Annotated in this window: 14 protein-coding genes; 5 read left to right on the top strand and 9 right to left on the bottom strand. The window is 65.7% G+C overall.

From position 1 onward, the window contains the following. The first annotated feature begins 51 nt into the window (after positions 1-51). The 4 genes from G6N08_RS06340 (at position 52) to G6N08_RS06325 (ending at position 3,394) form a co-directional block, all read left to right on the top strand. On the top strand, positions 52-1,206 hold the full coding sequence (locus tag G6N08_RS06340) for an acyl-CoA dehydrogenase family protein (RefSeq protein ID WP_281352700.1): 1,155 nt from the start codon (positions 52-54) through the stop codon (positions 1,204-1,206). Positions 1,207-1,339: 133 nt separating this feature from the next. Then, positions 1,340-1,768: an Hsp20/alpha crystallin family protein gene (locus G6N08_RS06335; protein WP_170301265.1), complete on the top strand. Its 429-nt coding sequence runs from the start codon at positions 1,340-1,342 to the stop codon at positions 1,766-1,768. A gap of 219 nt (positions 1,769-1,987) precedes the next feature. Further along, positions 1,988-2,536, top strand: coding sequence for an Hsp20/alpha crystallin family protein (locus G6N08_RS06330; RefSeq protein WP_163756766.1), 549 nt, complete (start codon positions 1,988-1,990; stop codon positions 2,534-2,536). Between the two features lie 57 nt (positions 2,537-2,593). Further along, on the top strand, positions 2,594-3,394 hold the full coding sequence (locus G6N08_RS06325; RefSeq protein WP_163755334.1) for an alpha/beta hydrolase: 801 nt from the start codon (positions 2,594-2,596) through the stop codon (positions 3,392-3,394). On the opposite strand, the gene G6N08_RS06320 is transcribed toward G6N08_RS06325, so the two are convergent. The 9 genes from G6N08_RS06320 to G6N08_RS06280 form a co-directional block, all read right to left on the bottom strand. Then, positions 3,395-4,339 carry an enoyl-CoA hydratase/isomerase family protein gene (locus tag G6N08_RS06320; RefSeq protein ID WP_246216624.1) on the bottom strand — a complete coding sequence of 315 codons (945 nt, stop codon included), beginning with the start codon at positions 4,337-4,339 and terminating at the stop codon, positions 3,395-3,397. Beyond that, on the bottom strand, positions 4,336-5,853 hold the full coding sequence (fadD4, locus tag G6N08_RS06315; RefSeq protein ID WP_163755332.1) for a fatty-acid--CoA ligase FadD4: 1,518 nt from the start codon (positions 5,851-5,853) through the stop codon (positions 4,336-4,338). Before fadD4 ends, G6N08_RS06320 begins: the two co-directional genes overlap by 4 nt. A 114-nt stretch (positions 5,854-5,967) precedes the next feature. Beyond that, positions 5,968-6,600: a DUF5134 domain-containing protein gene (locus G6N08_RS06310; RefSeq protein WP_163755330.1), complete on the bottom strand. Its 633-nt coding sequence runs from the start codon at positions 6,598-6,600 to the stop codon at positions 5,968-5,970. After that, positions 6,590-8,926: a copper-translocating P-type ATPase gene (locus tag G6N08_RS06305; RefSeq protein ID WP_163756762.1), complete on the bottom strand. Its 2,337-nt coding sequence runs from the start codon at positions 8,924-8,926 to the stop codon at positions 6,590-6,592. Before G6N08_RS06305 ends, G6N08_RS06310 begins: the two co-directional genes overlap by 11 nt. Before the next feature lie 55 nt (positions 8,927-8,981). Then, entirely contained in the window at positions 8,982-9,275 is a 294-nt protein-coding gene (locus tag G6N08_RS06300) for a DUF1490 family protein (protein ID WP_163755328.1), read from the bottom strand. Positions 9,276-9,384: 109 nt separating this feature from the next. Continuing rightward, complete coding sequence (locus G6N08_RS06295) at positions 9,385-9,711, bottom strand: metal-sensitive transcriptional regulator (RefSeq protein ID WP_163755326.1); 327 nt, start codon at positions 9,709-9,711, stop codon at positions 9,385-9,387. A gap of 196 nt (positions 9,712-9,907) precedes the next feature. Next, complete coding sequence (locus G6N08_RS06290; protein WP_163755324.1) at positions 9,908-11,731, bottom strand: phosphoenolpyruvate carboxykinase (GTP); 1,824 nt, start codon at positions 11,729-11,731, stop codon at positions 9,908-9,910. A gap of 162 nt (positions 11,732-11,893) precedes the next feature. Further along, entirely contained in the window at positions 11,894-13,459 is a 1,566-nt protein-coding gene (locus G6N08_RS06285; RefSeq protein ID WP_246216623.1) for a hypothetical protein, read from the bottom strand. Further along, a complete protein-coding gene (locus G6N08_RS06280; RefSeq protein ID WP_163755322.1) occupies positions 13,456-14,493 on the bottom strand; it encodes a hypothetical protein in 1,038 nt (345 codons plus the stop codon). The genes G6N08_RS06285 and G6N08_RS06280 overlap by 4 nt, the downstream gene beginning before the upstream one ends. 326 nt (positions 14,494-14,819) lie before the next feature. Here G6N08_RS06280 and trmB point away from each other — a divergent pair, with 326 nt between their 5' ends. Further along, entirely contained in the window at positions 14,820-15,587 is a 768-nt protein-coding gene (trmB, locus tag G6N08_RS06275) for a tRNA (guanosine(46)-N7)-methyltransferase TrmB (RefSeq protein ID WP_163755320.1), read from the top strand.

Here is a 15,587-nt window from a genome sequence, read left to right as displayed (position 1 = left end):
GGCAGTCTTTCCCCGTGGGTGTCCAACGATCTCATGGATGAGGTGGCGCAGGTGAGCAGCACATCAAGTGACGACGAAGCCATGCTGGTCGCGACAGTGCGGGCGTTTATCGATCGTGACGTGAAGCCGACCGTGCGTGAGGTCGAGCACGCCAACAGTTATCCCGAGCAGTGGATCGAGCAGATGAAACGCATCGGGATCTTCGGGCTGGCCGTGCCCGAGGAATACGGCGGCTCACCGGTGTCGATGCCGTGCTATGTGCTGGTCACCCAGGAGCTGGCGCGGGGCTGGATGAGCCTGGCCGGGGCGATGGGCGGGCACACCGTCGTCGCCAAGCTGCTTTCCCTGTTCGGCACCGAGGAGCAAAAACGCGCATATCTGCCGCCGATGGCCACCGGCGAGCTGCGGGCCACCATGGCGCTGACCGAGCCCGGCGGCGGCTCGGATCTGCAGAACATGTCGACCACCGCATTGCCCGACGGAGATCAGTTGGTGATCAATGGATCTAAAACCTGGATTTCCAACGCCCGGCATTCCGGGCTGATCGCGCTGTTGTGCAAAACCGACCCGCACGCCACGCCCCGGCACCGCGGGATTTCGGTGGTTTTGGTCGAACCCGGACCCGGGCTGACGGTGTCGCGGGATTTGCCCAAACTGGGCTACAAGGGTGTGGAGAGCTGCGAGCTGTCGTTCGACGGTTTCCGGGTGCCCGCCGCGGCGATTCTGGGCGGGGTGCCCGGCCGGGGTTTCGCCCAGATGATGAAAGGTCTTGAGACCGGGCGTATCCAAGTGGCGGCGCGCGCCCTCGGTGTGGCGACGGCAGCTTTGGAGGACGCGTTGGCCTATGCCCAGCAGCGGGAGACCTTCGGCAAACCGATCTGGAAGCACCAGGCCGTCGGCAACTATCTGGCCGATATGGCGACGAAGCTCACCGCTGCCCGCGAGCTCACCCGTTATGCCGCCGAGCGCTACGACAGCGGCCAGCGCTGCGACATGGAGGCCGGAATGGCCAAGCTGTTCGCGTCCGAGGTGGCGATGGAGATCGCGCTGAACGCCGTGCGCATCCACGGCGGGTACGGCTACTCCACCGAATACGACGTCGAGCGTTACTTCCGTGACGCGCCGCTGATGATCGTCGGCGAGGGCACCAACGAGATCCAGCGCAACGTCATCGCTGAGCAGCTGGTGCGTCGCGGCGGGATTTAACCCGCGCACGGTATCCCCGCCACGCCGACTGCTTCGTCGGCACTGTACCTCGCACTACAGGGAATATCATCCAATCTCTATAGGTTATCTGTGGCAGAAAGCATAGAATAGGTGGCGAAAGGAGGTGAGAGCCATGTTGGGGTTTGATCCATTCTTCCGTGATTTCGATCGACTAACTCAGCAGTTGTTCGGTGCCACGCTGGGTACCCTGACCCGTCCGGCGGTGATGCCGGTCGACGCCTGGCGGGACGGCGATAACTACGTGGTGGAACTCGACCTGCCTGGTATCAACGCCGAGTCGCTGGACGTCAGCGTGGACAACGATGTGCTGACCGTGCGCGCCGAACGCCCCGCCGCGAAAGAGGATCGCGACTGGCTGGTAGCCGAGCGTCCGCACGGCGTGTTCAGCCGACAGGTGTTCCTCGGCAATGGCCTGGACACCGACAAGATCACCGCCGACTACACCGACGGTGTGTTACGGCTGACCATTCCGGTGGCCGAAGCGGCTAAGCCGCGCAAGATCGCCATTGCGACCGGCGCGCAGAAAGCGATCAACGCCTGAGTCGACGCGCCTGCCCACGGCAGGCACACCATCGACCGCGTGGTGGATGAAGCCGTCTCCGACGAGTTTGCGCTCGGGCGGCTTCTGTTGTCCGTTCGGGAGGTTGGGGAGGCGATCGGTTGACGGCGGGTTCCGGTCTGTCTGACGCGGGCCCGCCGGCTTGTGTCACTCGTCTGCCCGCCGGTCTGATACGTGCCCACACCAAAGGAGGTGATCGAGATGGTGGGCTTGTCCGATCCGTTAGTCGGTCACGTCAACCAGCTCACTCAACAGCTACTGAGCCCAACCGCCGGCGCCGCAGCCCGGCCGGCGCTGATGCGGATGGATGCCTGGCGCGATGGGGACAGATTCGTTGCGGAGTTCGACCTCCCGGGCATCACTCCCGACTCGCTCGATGTCAGTGTCGAACGCGACGTGGTAACCGTGCGGGCCGAGCGCGCTTACCCCGCCAGCCAGGATCGCAGCTGGCTGGTTGCTGAGCGTCCGCACGGGGTGTTCACCCGGCACCTTTGGCTCACCGATCGGCCCGACCCCGACAAAATCAGCGCTGACTACACCAACGGTGTTCTGCGACTGAGTATCCCGGTGAACACAGGCAAGGCGCGCAAGATTGCCGTTGCCACCGGCGCACCCCGGAAGAGGCGTCACCACCTGGCAGCGGCGTGGAAGCGTCGATGGTTACCGCATGCCGGTGCTCGGCGCGGAGCCGCGCACCGTCGGGCCCGGCCTTCCGCGCTGTTCGCGTCCACACTGGTGCGCAAATCGTGACAGCAGAGAAGGCCAGCGCCGTATTGGGCGCACCGGCGGCTCTGCCATAGTGTGCGAATGCGCCATGTTGCCGACGCCGTCCCGGTGCTGAGGTCTGTGCAACGACGGCTGATCTACTTTCCGTCGCGTAGTCCGGTGCCCGCTGTCGGCGCGGTGCTGGGCCGCGGCGAGGACGTGACATTGGATACCGAGGACGGGATGCGGCTGGGCGGCTGGTTCATTCCTGCCGCAGACTGTGGGCCGGCGGTCTTGGTCTGCAACGGCAATGCCGGTGATCGCATGATGCGCGCCCCTCTGGCCGCTGCGCTGGCCCGCGCGGGTCTTTCGGTGCTGCTGTTCGACTACCGCGGCTACGCCGGTAACCCCGGCCGTCCCTGTGAGAAAGGGCTGGCCGCTGACGCGCGGGCAGCGCGGGCATTCTTGGACGCTCACCCGCATGTCGACCCGCTCCGCATCGTCTACTTCGGTGAGTCACTCGGCGCCGCCGTCGCGGTCCGGTTGGCGCTCGAATCGCCGCCGGCGGCGCTGGTGCTGCGCTCGCCGTTCACGTCGCTGGCCGACGTCGGCCGGCTGCATTACCCGTGGTTGCCGGTCTCAGCGCTGCTGGCCGACCGGTATCCGTCGATCGACCGGATCCAGCGGGTGGCTGCCCCTGTGTTGGTGATCGCCGGTGAGCGCGATAATCTGGTGCCCGCCGAGCTCAGCCGTCGACTCTACGAGAAAGCTTGTGAACCAAAGCGGTTCGTCATGGTAGCGGGTGCTGACCACAATAGCCCACAACTACTCGACGGCACCGAGATGCTCGACGCCGTGCTGCGGTTTTTGCGCGAGCAAGCAGTGCTGCGCTCCGGGTCTTAGTCAGGAGATCTCGTCCACCAGTCCCCAGGCCAGAGCGGTCGCGGCATCGATGGTCCGCCCCGAAAGCACCAGATAGGCCGTGCGCCAACGACCGATCCGCCGTGTCACGCTGACGGTCCCCCCGGCACCGGGTATCAGCCCCAGGCTGAGTTCGGGCAGCCCCAGCACGGCGTCGCGCCGGCAGACGACCCGCCCGCAGAACGCCGCCATCTCCAGTCCACTGCCCAGCACTTGACCGTGCACTTCGGCGCGGCACCGCGGGCCAAGGCGCATGGCCAGCTCGTCTAAGACCAGCGCCGGGCTATGCCGGGTGCGAGCGAGATGAGCGCTGGCCGGGTCGGCGAATGACCCGAATTCGGCGAGGTCACCGCCGCTGCAGAATGACGGACCGTTGCCGGCCAGCACGAGCTCGTCGATGGAGGGATCCAGCTGCGCGACGGCCAACCCTTCCAGTAATGCCGCCCGCGCGTCGGTGGAGAACGCGTTGTGGCGTTGCGGGCGGTCGAAGGTCAGGCGCAGGGTATTGCCGTCGCGCTCGACCAGCACCGGATCAGGAATGTGGGGCATCGTCGCCGGCCCGCGTTCGGCAAGCCAGCGGGCGAACTCCGGCCCGCCTTGCAAAGTGGAATACGCCAGCGACTCGGTCATTACACCGGCCAGCGTGGGACCGGTGGGATCCACCGACCGCAGCACATCGTCACATACCGAGGCGGCCAGTGGCCAGCGCTGCACCCGCGCCCGCAATTCAGCGACCGCGGAGCTGAGCGAGTCGACGGTGACCACACGACGGTCGTCAGCGTCGTCTTCGGTGAGGGTGAAAGTCGCATACTGCAACCAAAATTCGCGCGCATCATCAAGTGACCCGACGGCACAGACCGGAACCGACGGGCACGCCGGACGGGTCTGGGGCTCAGGCTCCGACACCTCGACGATGCGTAATGTCACACCGAATACTTGTTGATCAGCTCGCCCTTGTACAGCTTGCCGGTGTCGGTGCGCGGCAACTCAACCTCGAACGAGATCGACCGGGGACATTTGTAGTGCGCCAGGCGATCTCGCAGCCACGCCAGCAGCTCGTCGGCGAACTGCTCGGTGGCGTCAGCGGGGTCGACGGTCTGCACCACCGCCTTGACGCGTTGGCCCATTTCGTCGTCGGGGATGCCGAACACCGCCGCGTCCAGCACTTTAGGATGGGTAACCAGCATGTTCTCGGTCTCCTGCGGATAGATGTTGACCCCGCCGGAGATGATCATGTGGTGACGCCGATCGGTCAGGTAGAGGTAGCCGTCCTCATCGAGATAGCCGACGTCGCCGACCGTCACCCAGCCATGTTTATCGCGTGACGCAGCGGTTTTCGCCGGGTCGTTGAGGTATTCGAACGGATATCCGCCTTCGAAGTAGATCTCACCCGCCTGCCCGGGGGGTAATTCGTTGCCGTCTTCGTCCAGGATGTGCACGCTGCCCAGCATCGGCTTGCCGACCGAACCGGGATGAGCCAGCCATTCCTCCGCGCTGATCCACGTCGACCCGGTAGCCTCCGACGACGCGTAATATTCGTCGATGATTGGCCCCCACCAGTCGATCATTTTCTTTTTGATCTCCACCGGGCACGGCGCCGCCGCGTGAACCACCCGCTTGAGGCTGGACACGTCATACGAGCCACGCACGGAGTCAGGAAGTTTCAGCATCCGCACAAACATCGCCGGCACGAATTGGGCATGTGTGACCCGGTAACGCTGAATAGCCTCCAGCGCACCGACGGGGTCGAATTTCTCCAGAACGACCGTCGTTATACCTGCCGCCTGGACACTCATCGACCACACCGACGGTGCCGTGTGATAGATCGGCGCCGGGCTCAGATAAACGGACTCGGTGTCCATCCACGTTCCCACCAGTGCCGACATCATTCCCGGCGCTGCGGCGGGCGAGACATGTGGCAGTTCGCGTTTGATCCCCTTGGGCCGGCCTGTGGTGCCCGACGAGTATTGCAGCAGATCGCCTTCGCGTTCGTCGTCGATAGGGGTGTCGGGGTGGTGTGCGACGCACTCCGGGTAGCGCTGCCAGCCGGGAAGCTCATCGTCGGCGATCATCAGCAGACCCGGAAGCCCGCCGGGCAGACGCTCGGCCAGGTTTTCGCAGGTCTTGCGCAGCCCCGCTGAACCGATGATCGCCTTGGCGCTGCTGTTGTCGATGATGTAGGCCGCTTCGGGCGCGGTCAAGTGGGTGTTGATCGGCACGTAGTACAAGCCACTGCGCCGCGCTGCCCACATGACCGCGTGAATATGCTGATTGTTCTCCATGAGGATCGCGACAGCGTCGCCTTCGCGTAACCCTGCGTCGCGGAAGTGGTGCGCCAACCGGTTGGCGCGGGCCTCGAGCTCGTCGAAGGTGATCACGGTGCCGGAAGGGTGCAGGATAACAGCGGGTTTGCCGGCACCGAGGTGTTCGCGAATTTGCATACGCCGACTGTACCGCCGCGAAATTTGACGGCTGTCAAGTGCGGCCGTTGCCTTGCCCCTGGTCTTGCCGGACCGGGACGTGTCGGTGCGGGGTCCGGGGCGTGAGCAATGTGCTCAGATCCGAAACAGCGTCGCCACAAAGAGGATTGTCATGCCGGCGGCCATCGCCGCCTGACCCAAACTTCCCAGCGACCTGGATCGGCCGATTCCCTGGAGCCGCTCGACGATGTGCTTGTGGGTCCAGAACACCGCCGCGGCCGCGAACGTTACCGTGCCGCACCAGTTGATCGCGCCCAACCACGCTGGTGACCCGCCGCTTGCCGACATGGTCATGGTCGCCATGCCCGTGCCCGGAAGCGCAGCGCCCGAGTGCGCGACGCTCTGGGTGCCCGATCTGATGGTCAGCAGATCATCATCCATGAGGGCATACATCCAGGCCGTCGCCAGCATCATCAGACTGTTGTATCCGTACTGCAGCCGCAACGTCGGTGTTCGGGCCACAACGAGGGCCATTGTCGCGAAGACCGCTGTCGCCCAGAGGAATAACAGCATCGGCCCCGACGCCGGCAGCTGCGCGCCCCGCGGCCAGACCATCACCACCATCGCCACGGACATGGCGAAATGCAATCCATGGCTGACAACCATGGTCCACGGACGGCGTTTGGCAAGAATCGCGTACCCACATTCGGCGGCGGACAGCACAAACAGTCCGGTCACCACCCAACGCAGCACCGGGTCAGAGATCATGCACGTTACCAAGGCTTTCGGTGTGCGGCGGGTAGCGGCCGAACCGGCGCAGCCGCAGCGAGTTGGCCACCACGCTGACCGACGAGAACCCCATTGCCGCGCCCGCCACGACCGGGCTCAGCACGCCCAGCGCGGCCAGCGGGATGGCGGCGGTGTTGTAGCCGAAGGCCCAGCCGAGATTCTGATAGATCGTGCGCAGGGTCTGCCGAGACAGCTGGATCGCGTGCACGACACCGTCGAGCCGATCCGACATCACGGTGATGTCGGACGCTTCGATGGCGACGTCGGTGCCGGTGCCAATCGCAATGCCCAGGTCGGCTTGCACCAACGCGGGGGCGTCGTTGACGCCGTCGCCGACCATGGCCACCACCCGGCCCTCGTCCTGGAGCCGGCGCACCTCACGAACCTTGTCTTGGGGCAACACCTCGGCGAGCACCCGGTCGATCCCGGCCTGCTCGGCGATCGCAGCCGCCGTACGGGCGTTGTCACCGGTGATCATGGCGACCTGCAGCCCCATGGCGTGCAGCTGGCGCACCACGTCGACGGCATCGTCTTTGATCGTGTCGGTCACCGCCACCACGCCCACGACCAGGTCGCCGCGACCGACGAACACCGCGGTGCGCCCCTGGGCCTCGAATTCGGCAGCGGCCGCGGCGAGGTGCCCGGGAAGCTGCAAGCGCTGCTCGTCGACGAGTGTGCGCCGCCCGACCAGCACCGGCGTGCCGTCGACCTCGCCGCGCACCCCGTGCCCGGCCAGGTTGGCGAACGCCGTCGCGCCGGGAATCTCCAACCCGCGCTCGTGCGCGCCGGCGACGATCGCCGCGCCGATGGGGTGCTCGGAGCCTGCCTCGACGGCGGCGGCCAGGCGCAGCACCAGGTCCGGCTGGTGCCGTTTGCCGGCCACCACATCGGTCACCCGCATCTGGGCGCGCGTCAGGGTGCCGGTCTTGTCGAACACGACGGTGTCGATCTTCTTCGAGGCTTCCAGCACCTCGCCGCCCTTGACCAAAATCCCCAAGTCGGCGCCGCGGCCGGTGCCGACCATGATCGCGGTCGGGGTGGCCAGTCCCAGCGCACACGGGCAGGCGATGATCAGCACCGCCACCGCCGCGGTCATACCGGCGACCGGGTCGGCGGCGATCAGCGCCCACCCGGCAGACGTCGCAACGGCGACCCCGATGACCGCCGGGACGAACACCGCCGAGACCCGGTCGGCCAACCGCTGCACGGGGGCCTTGCCGCCCTGGGCCTGCTCGACCAGACGCGCGATCCGAGCCAGCGCGGTATCGGCCCCGACGGCGGTGGCGCGCACGGTCAGCAGCCCGTCGGTGTTGATCGTGGCTCCGGCAACGTGGTCACCGACCTTCTTCTCGACCGGGACGGACTCGCCGGTGAGCATCGATTCGTCGACGGCGGCGCGCCCGTCGACGATCTCGCCGTCGACCGGGATCTTCTCGCCCGGGCGTACCCGCACCAGGTCCCCAACGCGGACCTGCTCAATGGGTACGAGGAGTTCTTGACCGTCGACGAGCAGGCAGGCTTCCTTGGCGCCCATCTCCAGTAGTGTGCTGATCGCCTCGCGCGCCTTGCCCTGGGCGCTGGCCTCGAAATAGCGGCCCAGCACCACGAACGCGATGATCAGCGCTGCGGTGTCGAAAAACAGCGGTCCGCCGGCGAACAGCTGATAGGTGGAGTAGCTGAACGCGGTCAGCGTGCCCAGCGTGATGAGCGTGTCCATATTCGATGTGCCCGCCCGCGCCTGCCGTACCGCGCCTGTCAGGAACGGCCAGCCGGCGACGAATTGCACCGGCACTGTCGCGGCGAAGGCCAGCCATCCGGCCCACGGCTGGCCGAAGACCATCGTCGCCGTCGACACCAGGCCCAGCGGTAAGGCCACCCAGACTCGCCGCAGCCAGGTGCGGCGCTCGCGCCGGCTCTGCTCGTTCGGCGACAATCCGGTGGCGGTGACCGCTCCGGCAGAACAGCCGCTGCAATCCTCGATGTCCGCGGGACCGCTCGCGCGAGGGCGGCTCCCCAACAGCAGCGGCCCCATCCTGTCGGCAATGCGCCGCACGACCCCGCTTTTGCGGGTTCCAGCCGAGTGCGGGGCACGCCGGGGCAGCACTTCTGTCGGGATGTGCTCGGCTTCGGCGATCGCCGACAGCACCTCGACCGTGTCGCATCGCCCCGGTGAATACCAGACAACCACCGACGCCGTAAGCGGATAGGCGTAAACACACTGCACACCAGCCACCCTGGCGACGGTCTCCTCGATCGCGACGGCACGAACCGCGTTGACGTCAAACCCACTGACGTGCAAACGCATTCGCCCTGAAGCATGAGCAACAACGTTCAGCCCGGCGTCGGCACCGGGACGGACGTCAACGGTCATGATCGCCAGAGTTCGCCACGGTCGGCGGTGCAACGTCCTGTCCGGCCCGCTCCCTGGCCTCGGCCATCACATCGGCCACCGTCAGTCGCACCTGTTCAGCGCTTTGCCCCACCTTGCGCTCGGCTTCTCGCACAACGCGCATGCCCCAGGCGGTCGCGATCACGGCCGCCTTCCGCAGCGGCGCCTTCGCCATCGCCCGACGAAGCGCCTCAAACGCGGCAGCCCCCGCCACGCCGGTCACCACCGTGGGTGTCGCCCTCGTCACGAATCCCTGCCAAGACATTCCGGATACATCCTTCGTCTCTCGTTGTTCCGTCAGCGCGCCGCCACAGGGCCGACACCAAGAATCTGCTTGCCTTCGCCGGAGATTCCCCGCCCCCGCCGGGTGGTTCTCAGTGAGATTCGCCGACTGCGGTGCCGTTTAACTGCGCCTGCGGACCGGTCAGTGCCGGTGTGAACTTGACGGCATCGATCAGCTCCTCAATGGCTGCTTGCCCATCACCATTCAGCACCGCAGAGGAAAAGCATGTTTCCAAATGATTGTGCAACATCACCCGGTTCGCCCGCTCCAGCGAGGACTGAACCGCCGAGATCTGCTTCATCACCTCCACGCAGTACGCATCGGACTCCACCATCCGAATGATCCCGTCGAGATGGCCCCGAACCGTCTTCAGCCGATTCAGCGCAGCACGCTTCTTCGCCGTCAATTCCGTGCTCATCACTTACTCACCGCCTCGCATCACCACCAGGATACTCCACCCCACCTGGGGTGGGAGCACCAGCCGGCGAAGTGCGTGACATCCGACCCTGATGACCCGGCTGCGCCAGCCTTCACCGACCGGGGGCGACAACACCGGTTTTCGCCAACGCCCCCGCCTTTTGCGCCATCACCCAGAGGCGGCTGAGGATCGTGCGCTACTCGGCCAGCCGCTGTTTCAGCGCGTCGAATTCGTCCCTGATGCCGCTGGGCAACTTCTCACCGATGAACTCAAACCACTCCTCGATCAGCGGCAGCTCAGTACGCCACTCTGCGGGGTCGACCGCAAGAGCCTCGGCGACATCGGCGGGCTCCACGTCCAAGCCGTCGAGGTCCAGATCCTCCACCCCGGGCACGATGCCGATCGGGGTGGACCGGCCACCTGCTTTCTGCTCGATACGGTCAACGATCCACTTCAGCACCCGACTGTTCTCGCCGAAACCCGGCCACAAAAACCGGCCGTCTTCTCCACGGCGGAACCAGTTGACGAAGAACACTTTCGGCAGCTTGGACTCGTCGGAGTTCTTGCCTATGTCGATCCAGTGCTGGAGGTAGTCACCGACGTGGTAGCCCATGAACGGCAGCATGGCCATCGGGTCGCGCCGCACGGTACCGACCTTGCCCTCGGCCGCCGCGATCTGCTCACTGCCCAAGGTGGCGCCGATGAACACGCCGTGCTGCCAGTCGCGCGCCTGGGTCACCAGCGGCACCGTGGTCTTGCGCCGGCCGCCGAACAAAATCGCCGAAATCGGCACGCCCTGCGGATCATCCCACTCCGGAGCCAATATCGGGCACTGCGACATCGGTGTGCAATATCGCGAATTCGGATGTGCAGCAGTGGTTTCCGTCTCGCGGAAATACCAGTCGTTGCCTCTCCAGTCGATGAGGTGCTGCGGATCGCCTTCCAGGCCTTCCCACCACACTTCGCCGTCATCAGTCATTGCGACGTTGGTGAACACGGTGTTACCGGCTGCGATGGTGCGCATCGCGTTGGGATTTGATTTCCAGTTGGTGCCGGGTGCCACCCCGAAAAACCCGGCTTCTGGGTTGACCGCGTACAGCCGGCCGTCCTTACCAAACCGCATCCAGGCGATGTCGTCACCCAACGTCTCGGCACGCCAGCCCGGAATCGTCGGTTGGATCATCGCCAGGTTGGTCTTTCCACAGGCCGACGGGAACGCCGCTGCGATGTAGTAGGCCTTATTCTCCGGCGAAATCAGCTTGAGGATCAGCATGTGCTCGGCTAGCCAGCCCTCATCGCGGGCCATCACCGATGCAATGCGCAACGAATAGCACTTTTTGCCGAGCAGCGCGTTGCCCCCGTAGCCCGAACCGTAGCTCCATATCTCGCGGGTCTCCGGGAAATGGGTGATGTACTTGGTGTCATTGCACGGCCACGGCACGTCTTTTTGACCCGGCTCCAGCGGGGCTCCCACCGAATGTAAACACTTGACGAAAAAACCGTTGTCACCAAGCTTCTCAAGGGCAGAGGTGCCCATCCGCGTCATGACTTTCATTGAGACGACGACGTATTCGGAATCGGTGATCTCCACACCCAGCTTGGGATCGTCGGCACCGAGCGGTCCCATGCAAAACGGCACCACCCACATGGTTCGACCGCGCATGCAACCGCGGTACAGATCGGTCATAGTGGAGCGCATTTCCGCGGGTTCCACCCAGTTGTTGGTCGGCCCCGCGTCGGCCTCCCGCTCAGAACAAATGAAAGTCCGCGACTCCACCCGCGCCACATCGGACGGATCGGATAACGCGAGGAAAGAGTTGGGGTGTTTTTTGGGATTGAGCCGTTTGAACGTCCCGACCTCGACGAGGTGGTCCGTGAGCCGTCGCCATTCCTCATCGGAGCCGTCAGCAAAAGCCACCCGGTCTGGCTGGGTGAGCTCGGCCACCTCCTCAACCCAGGACAGCAGCCCCTGGTGATTAGTCGGCGCGGTATCCAGACCGGGAATGGTCGCTGACGTCATCGAACTCTCCTGCTCGCTCTCAACGCGGCGCCCGCTATGCACCGTTGTGCATGCAATCGCCCACGCGATTCTTACGATGGCCTTAACACAGGCTATCGCGGGCCATTTCTCCCAACCGGCCCGGGCGGGTATCAGCTCCCTTACAGGAACAATTCAGAACCGTTACCATCTGCCCTCGTCGATGGGAACGCGATCGTTTTCGTTGTGTTGGGTACCCAGTAGCAAGTCCGTTTCACACCGCGGCACAGCGTCTCCTGATTTACTGACGGCTTCGTCAGTTTTAGGTGCGCCCACGTCGCCCAGCTCCGCCCGAACCGCCTCGAGCGCGGCCTGAAGTGTTGGCATTTCACGGTCCCGCAACGCCGCCGCCCGTGCGCCTGCGATGGCATGTTCCCGCAGCTCGGTGTCGATCATGCTGACCTGCCGGGTGACTTTGGCGTTATCGAGTTCGTCTTGTTCCCCCAGTGCTGTACTGAGCACCGACTCGGCCGCCAGTACCCGGGTGGCGACGAGTTGCTCCACCGCCGACCGCAGCGATGCGATCGCGTCGCCCACCCAGCGGTCCAGCACTGCACGGTCATGCAGCAGGCCGCGGGTGCCAACAACCCACACCGTCACCGCCAGTCCGATCACGACACATGCCGCGGTACCGGCGAGCGTCAGCCCCGGCGCCAGGTGGGTCACCAACCGGCTGAGTGTCAGCGCGACACCCAGCCCGAAACCGGCGCCCAGCAGCATCATCAATCGGGTTTCCAGCCGGCGGGATCTCAACGGCGGACGCGGTATCTCCAGCCGCGGACGCTCGGCGCTCGGCGGATCCGCCGTCACCGCGAGCGCCTGCGCGACATCTGTCAAGTGCGCTGTGGCACCCTCGTCGACTTCTGTCAGCACCTGCTCGATCCGCTCACGCGCATAGGCCTCAAACTCCGGTAGTTTCCGCCGTGTCAGGCCGGTGATGTCCTCTTGCAGTTCACCGCGCACCGAGGAGCAGCGACTGCGCGCGAAATAGGAAAGCTGCACTCGCGCCTGCTGGATCTGGCTGCGCAGCGCGATGGTGCGCTCAGTTTTCGCCATTCGCCGCTGCCGCACGATGGTGCTGCGTTGTTCCCGCAGTGCCTGCACTCGCGCCCGCCGACCCGCACCCTCGGCGTCGCGGTGGTAACGCCGTGCGACGGTATTCAGCCGAGATTCCCATGCCCGCAATCTATTTCGCCGCGCGACATCCGGATCGCCGAGTTGTTCTTCGAGCGCAGCAACCAGATCATCCAGGTGTGGTTCACCCAGCTCGGGTGCGGCGGCCACTCCAACCCAACGCACCCGGTGGTAGCGCGGCGCATGCGCGGCCAAGAGCTCGCGGTCGCCCGCCAACACGTCGCGCCATTTGCGGTGCACATCGATCTTTGACACCACACCGATCACGACGTCGGTGTCGGCGGCGGCAACATCGAGCAGCGCGCAATCGGATGCGGTGAGCGGGGCGGCAGCGGAGACCACGAACACCACTGCCGTTGGCGCGTCCCCGGCGGCGAGGTCGTTCGACTCCACGAACGCATACTGGGGCAGCCGGTCCCGTAAGGCGGCCACCACGCTGCTGACCCCGGCCAGCCACGGGCCGGTCACGAGCACGACGTCGCGGCGGCGGATGGCGGGAAAACTCAGACGAGGGCCGATGGCGGCGACCAGCGCGTCCACCTGCGCGACCGGGTCGTCGCAGGTCTGACCGGTCACGGTGATGCTCCGGAACGCGCCGCTATCGACACAGACCCGCCGGTGCGTGCCCACAGCCGAAGCGATCCCCTGGCTAGATCGGCGCTGCAGGCGCGCTGCACGGGGCTCACTCGTCGGCGACTGTACTGCGTCCAGCGCACCGCGCGAGCCAGGTACGCGGCCCGGCCGTCGCACCGCTCGACACCCATGCCGGCCGCGTCGAGCACATCGGCGGCCGCGTCCATCCGGGCGATCACCGTGTCATCGCAACACAGGAACTCGCCGACATTCGGGTCGGTGACGGCCAGCGCCTCCAATTCGGTGACAGCATCGCATACCCGCAAGTAACAGGCCTCGCTCCCGAGCGCAGTGAGCCGGTCGACAACGGCGTCGGCATTGCTCACGCCCAGCAGGAGCGCAGGGATCTCCGCAGCGGGCCTGCCCTGCTGGATCGCGGCGATCGCCACGGCAACACCGAATACGTCGAGAGTGTCCAGCAAATGTCGCCAGGTCGCCGCGGGCAGCACACCGCGCGCTGCCGCCACAACACCCGGCGAGCCGTCATCGAAGCGATGGGCGGCCAGCGTCGACAACGCCTCACACAGGACACCGTCGAGCAGGTTGTTCAGCACGGCGTCGGCCAGCAGACCGACCAGCGGCTCCATCGGTACCCCGGTCAGCGCTGAAAACTGCGCGCAGCGGTTCCGCGCGAACACGAGCGGCCCCGCGCCGGAACGCAAGCCGGCCACATCCGCCTTGTTCAGCAGCGCCAACACCGGACGCCGCGCAGCCGCCAGGGCGACCTGGTCTTCCGGTTTGAGCACCTCCGCGATCACGTAGACAACCACCTCGGAGCTGTCCTGTGCTGTCACAGCAAAACCCGCCGCTGCCAGGGCTCGCGCGACCGTGGCCCGACCCACCCCACGACGTCCAGACACCGCAATCCGCAGCGGTGCTCCGACTCGCTGGGCGATCGCCGCCACCCGCGGATTGGCGGCGTCAGCGGCAAATCGCCTCAGCTTTTCGGCGAAGATCTGATGCCCCTGCCCGCGCATGTCCCGTCTGTTCGCTCTCCGCTGTTCGGCTCCCGGCCCGCTCCGGATCACCATTTCCCGCTCGTGACATTGCCCGGTGCACATCGCCGCCGGGCAGGGCCGCAGCCTGGTTGGTATTGTCGCCGAGCGATGTGATTGTCCATCCGGGTCCTCCTCAGGCCCGCCGGCCAGACTGCATCACCATGGCGTCACTCACTGGGCCTGGCCGGCAAGCCCTACCGAATCGTGACATCTGCATCGCCGGGACGCGAGCCACCGGGCCGTTACCAGGTGAAGACAACTGTTGGGTATCAATCTGCCCCACCCGGCGGCTACATCATGGGTTCATGGGCCACCATGGACGAATGCGTGCGCAGCATGAGGCGGCCCTGGTGATCCCGTCGCATCCGCCCGATAGCGGTCAGCCTGCGCCACGCGCCGGGAAGCGCTATCCCCAGACCACCAGCTTCCGCTCGCGTGGGTCTCTCTCGAGTGCGCAGCAAAAGACCTGGCAGCGGCTCTGGCCTCACCTGGGCCGGCACGCCACCGTCACCGAGCTAGACACCCGGGCCTGGTTCGGTCGTGACGCTCCGCTGGTGCTGGAAATCGGCTGTGGTAGCGGTACGTCGACGTTGGCGATGGCGCAATCCGAACCCGATGTCGATGTCATCGCGGTGGAGTTGTACCAGCGGGGGCTGGCGCAGCTGCTGTGCGCACTGGAACAGCAGAATGTCGGCAATGTGCGGCTGATCTGCGGTCACGCGGTCGATGTGCTGGAACACATGATCGCGCCGGGCTCGCTGACCGGAGTCCGGGTCTTTTTTCCGGATCCGTGGCCCAAAAAGCGCCACCACAAACGCCGACTGCTGCAGCCGGCCACCATAAGCCTGATCGCGGACCGGCTGCGGCCCGGCGGCGTTTTGCACGTGGCCACCGACCACCGTGGTTATGCCGAACACATCGCCGAGGTCGGCGACGCCGAGCCCCGGCTCCGGCGCACCGATCCCGGTTCCCGCCAACTGGCGATCTCCGTCGTGCGGCCCAGCACCAAATACGAATCGAAAGCCCGGCAGGCGGGCAACGCCGTCACCGACCTGGTCTGGGAAAGACGCTGA

It is taken from the genome of Mycobacterium botniense, assembly GCF_010723305.1.
Classification (GTDB): domain Bacteria; phylum Actinomycetota; class Actinomycetes; order Mycobacteriales; family Mycobacteriaceae; genus Mycobacterium; species Mycobacterium botniense.
This window is presented reverse-complemented; position numbering and strand designations above follow the sequence as displayed.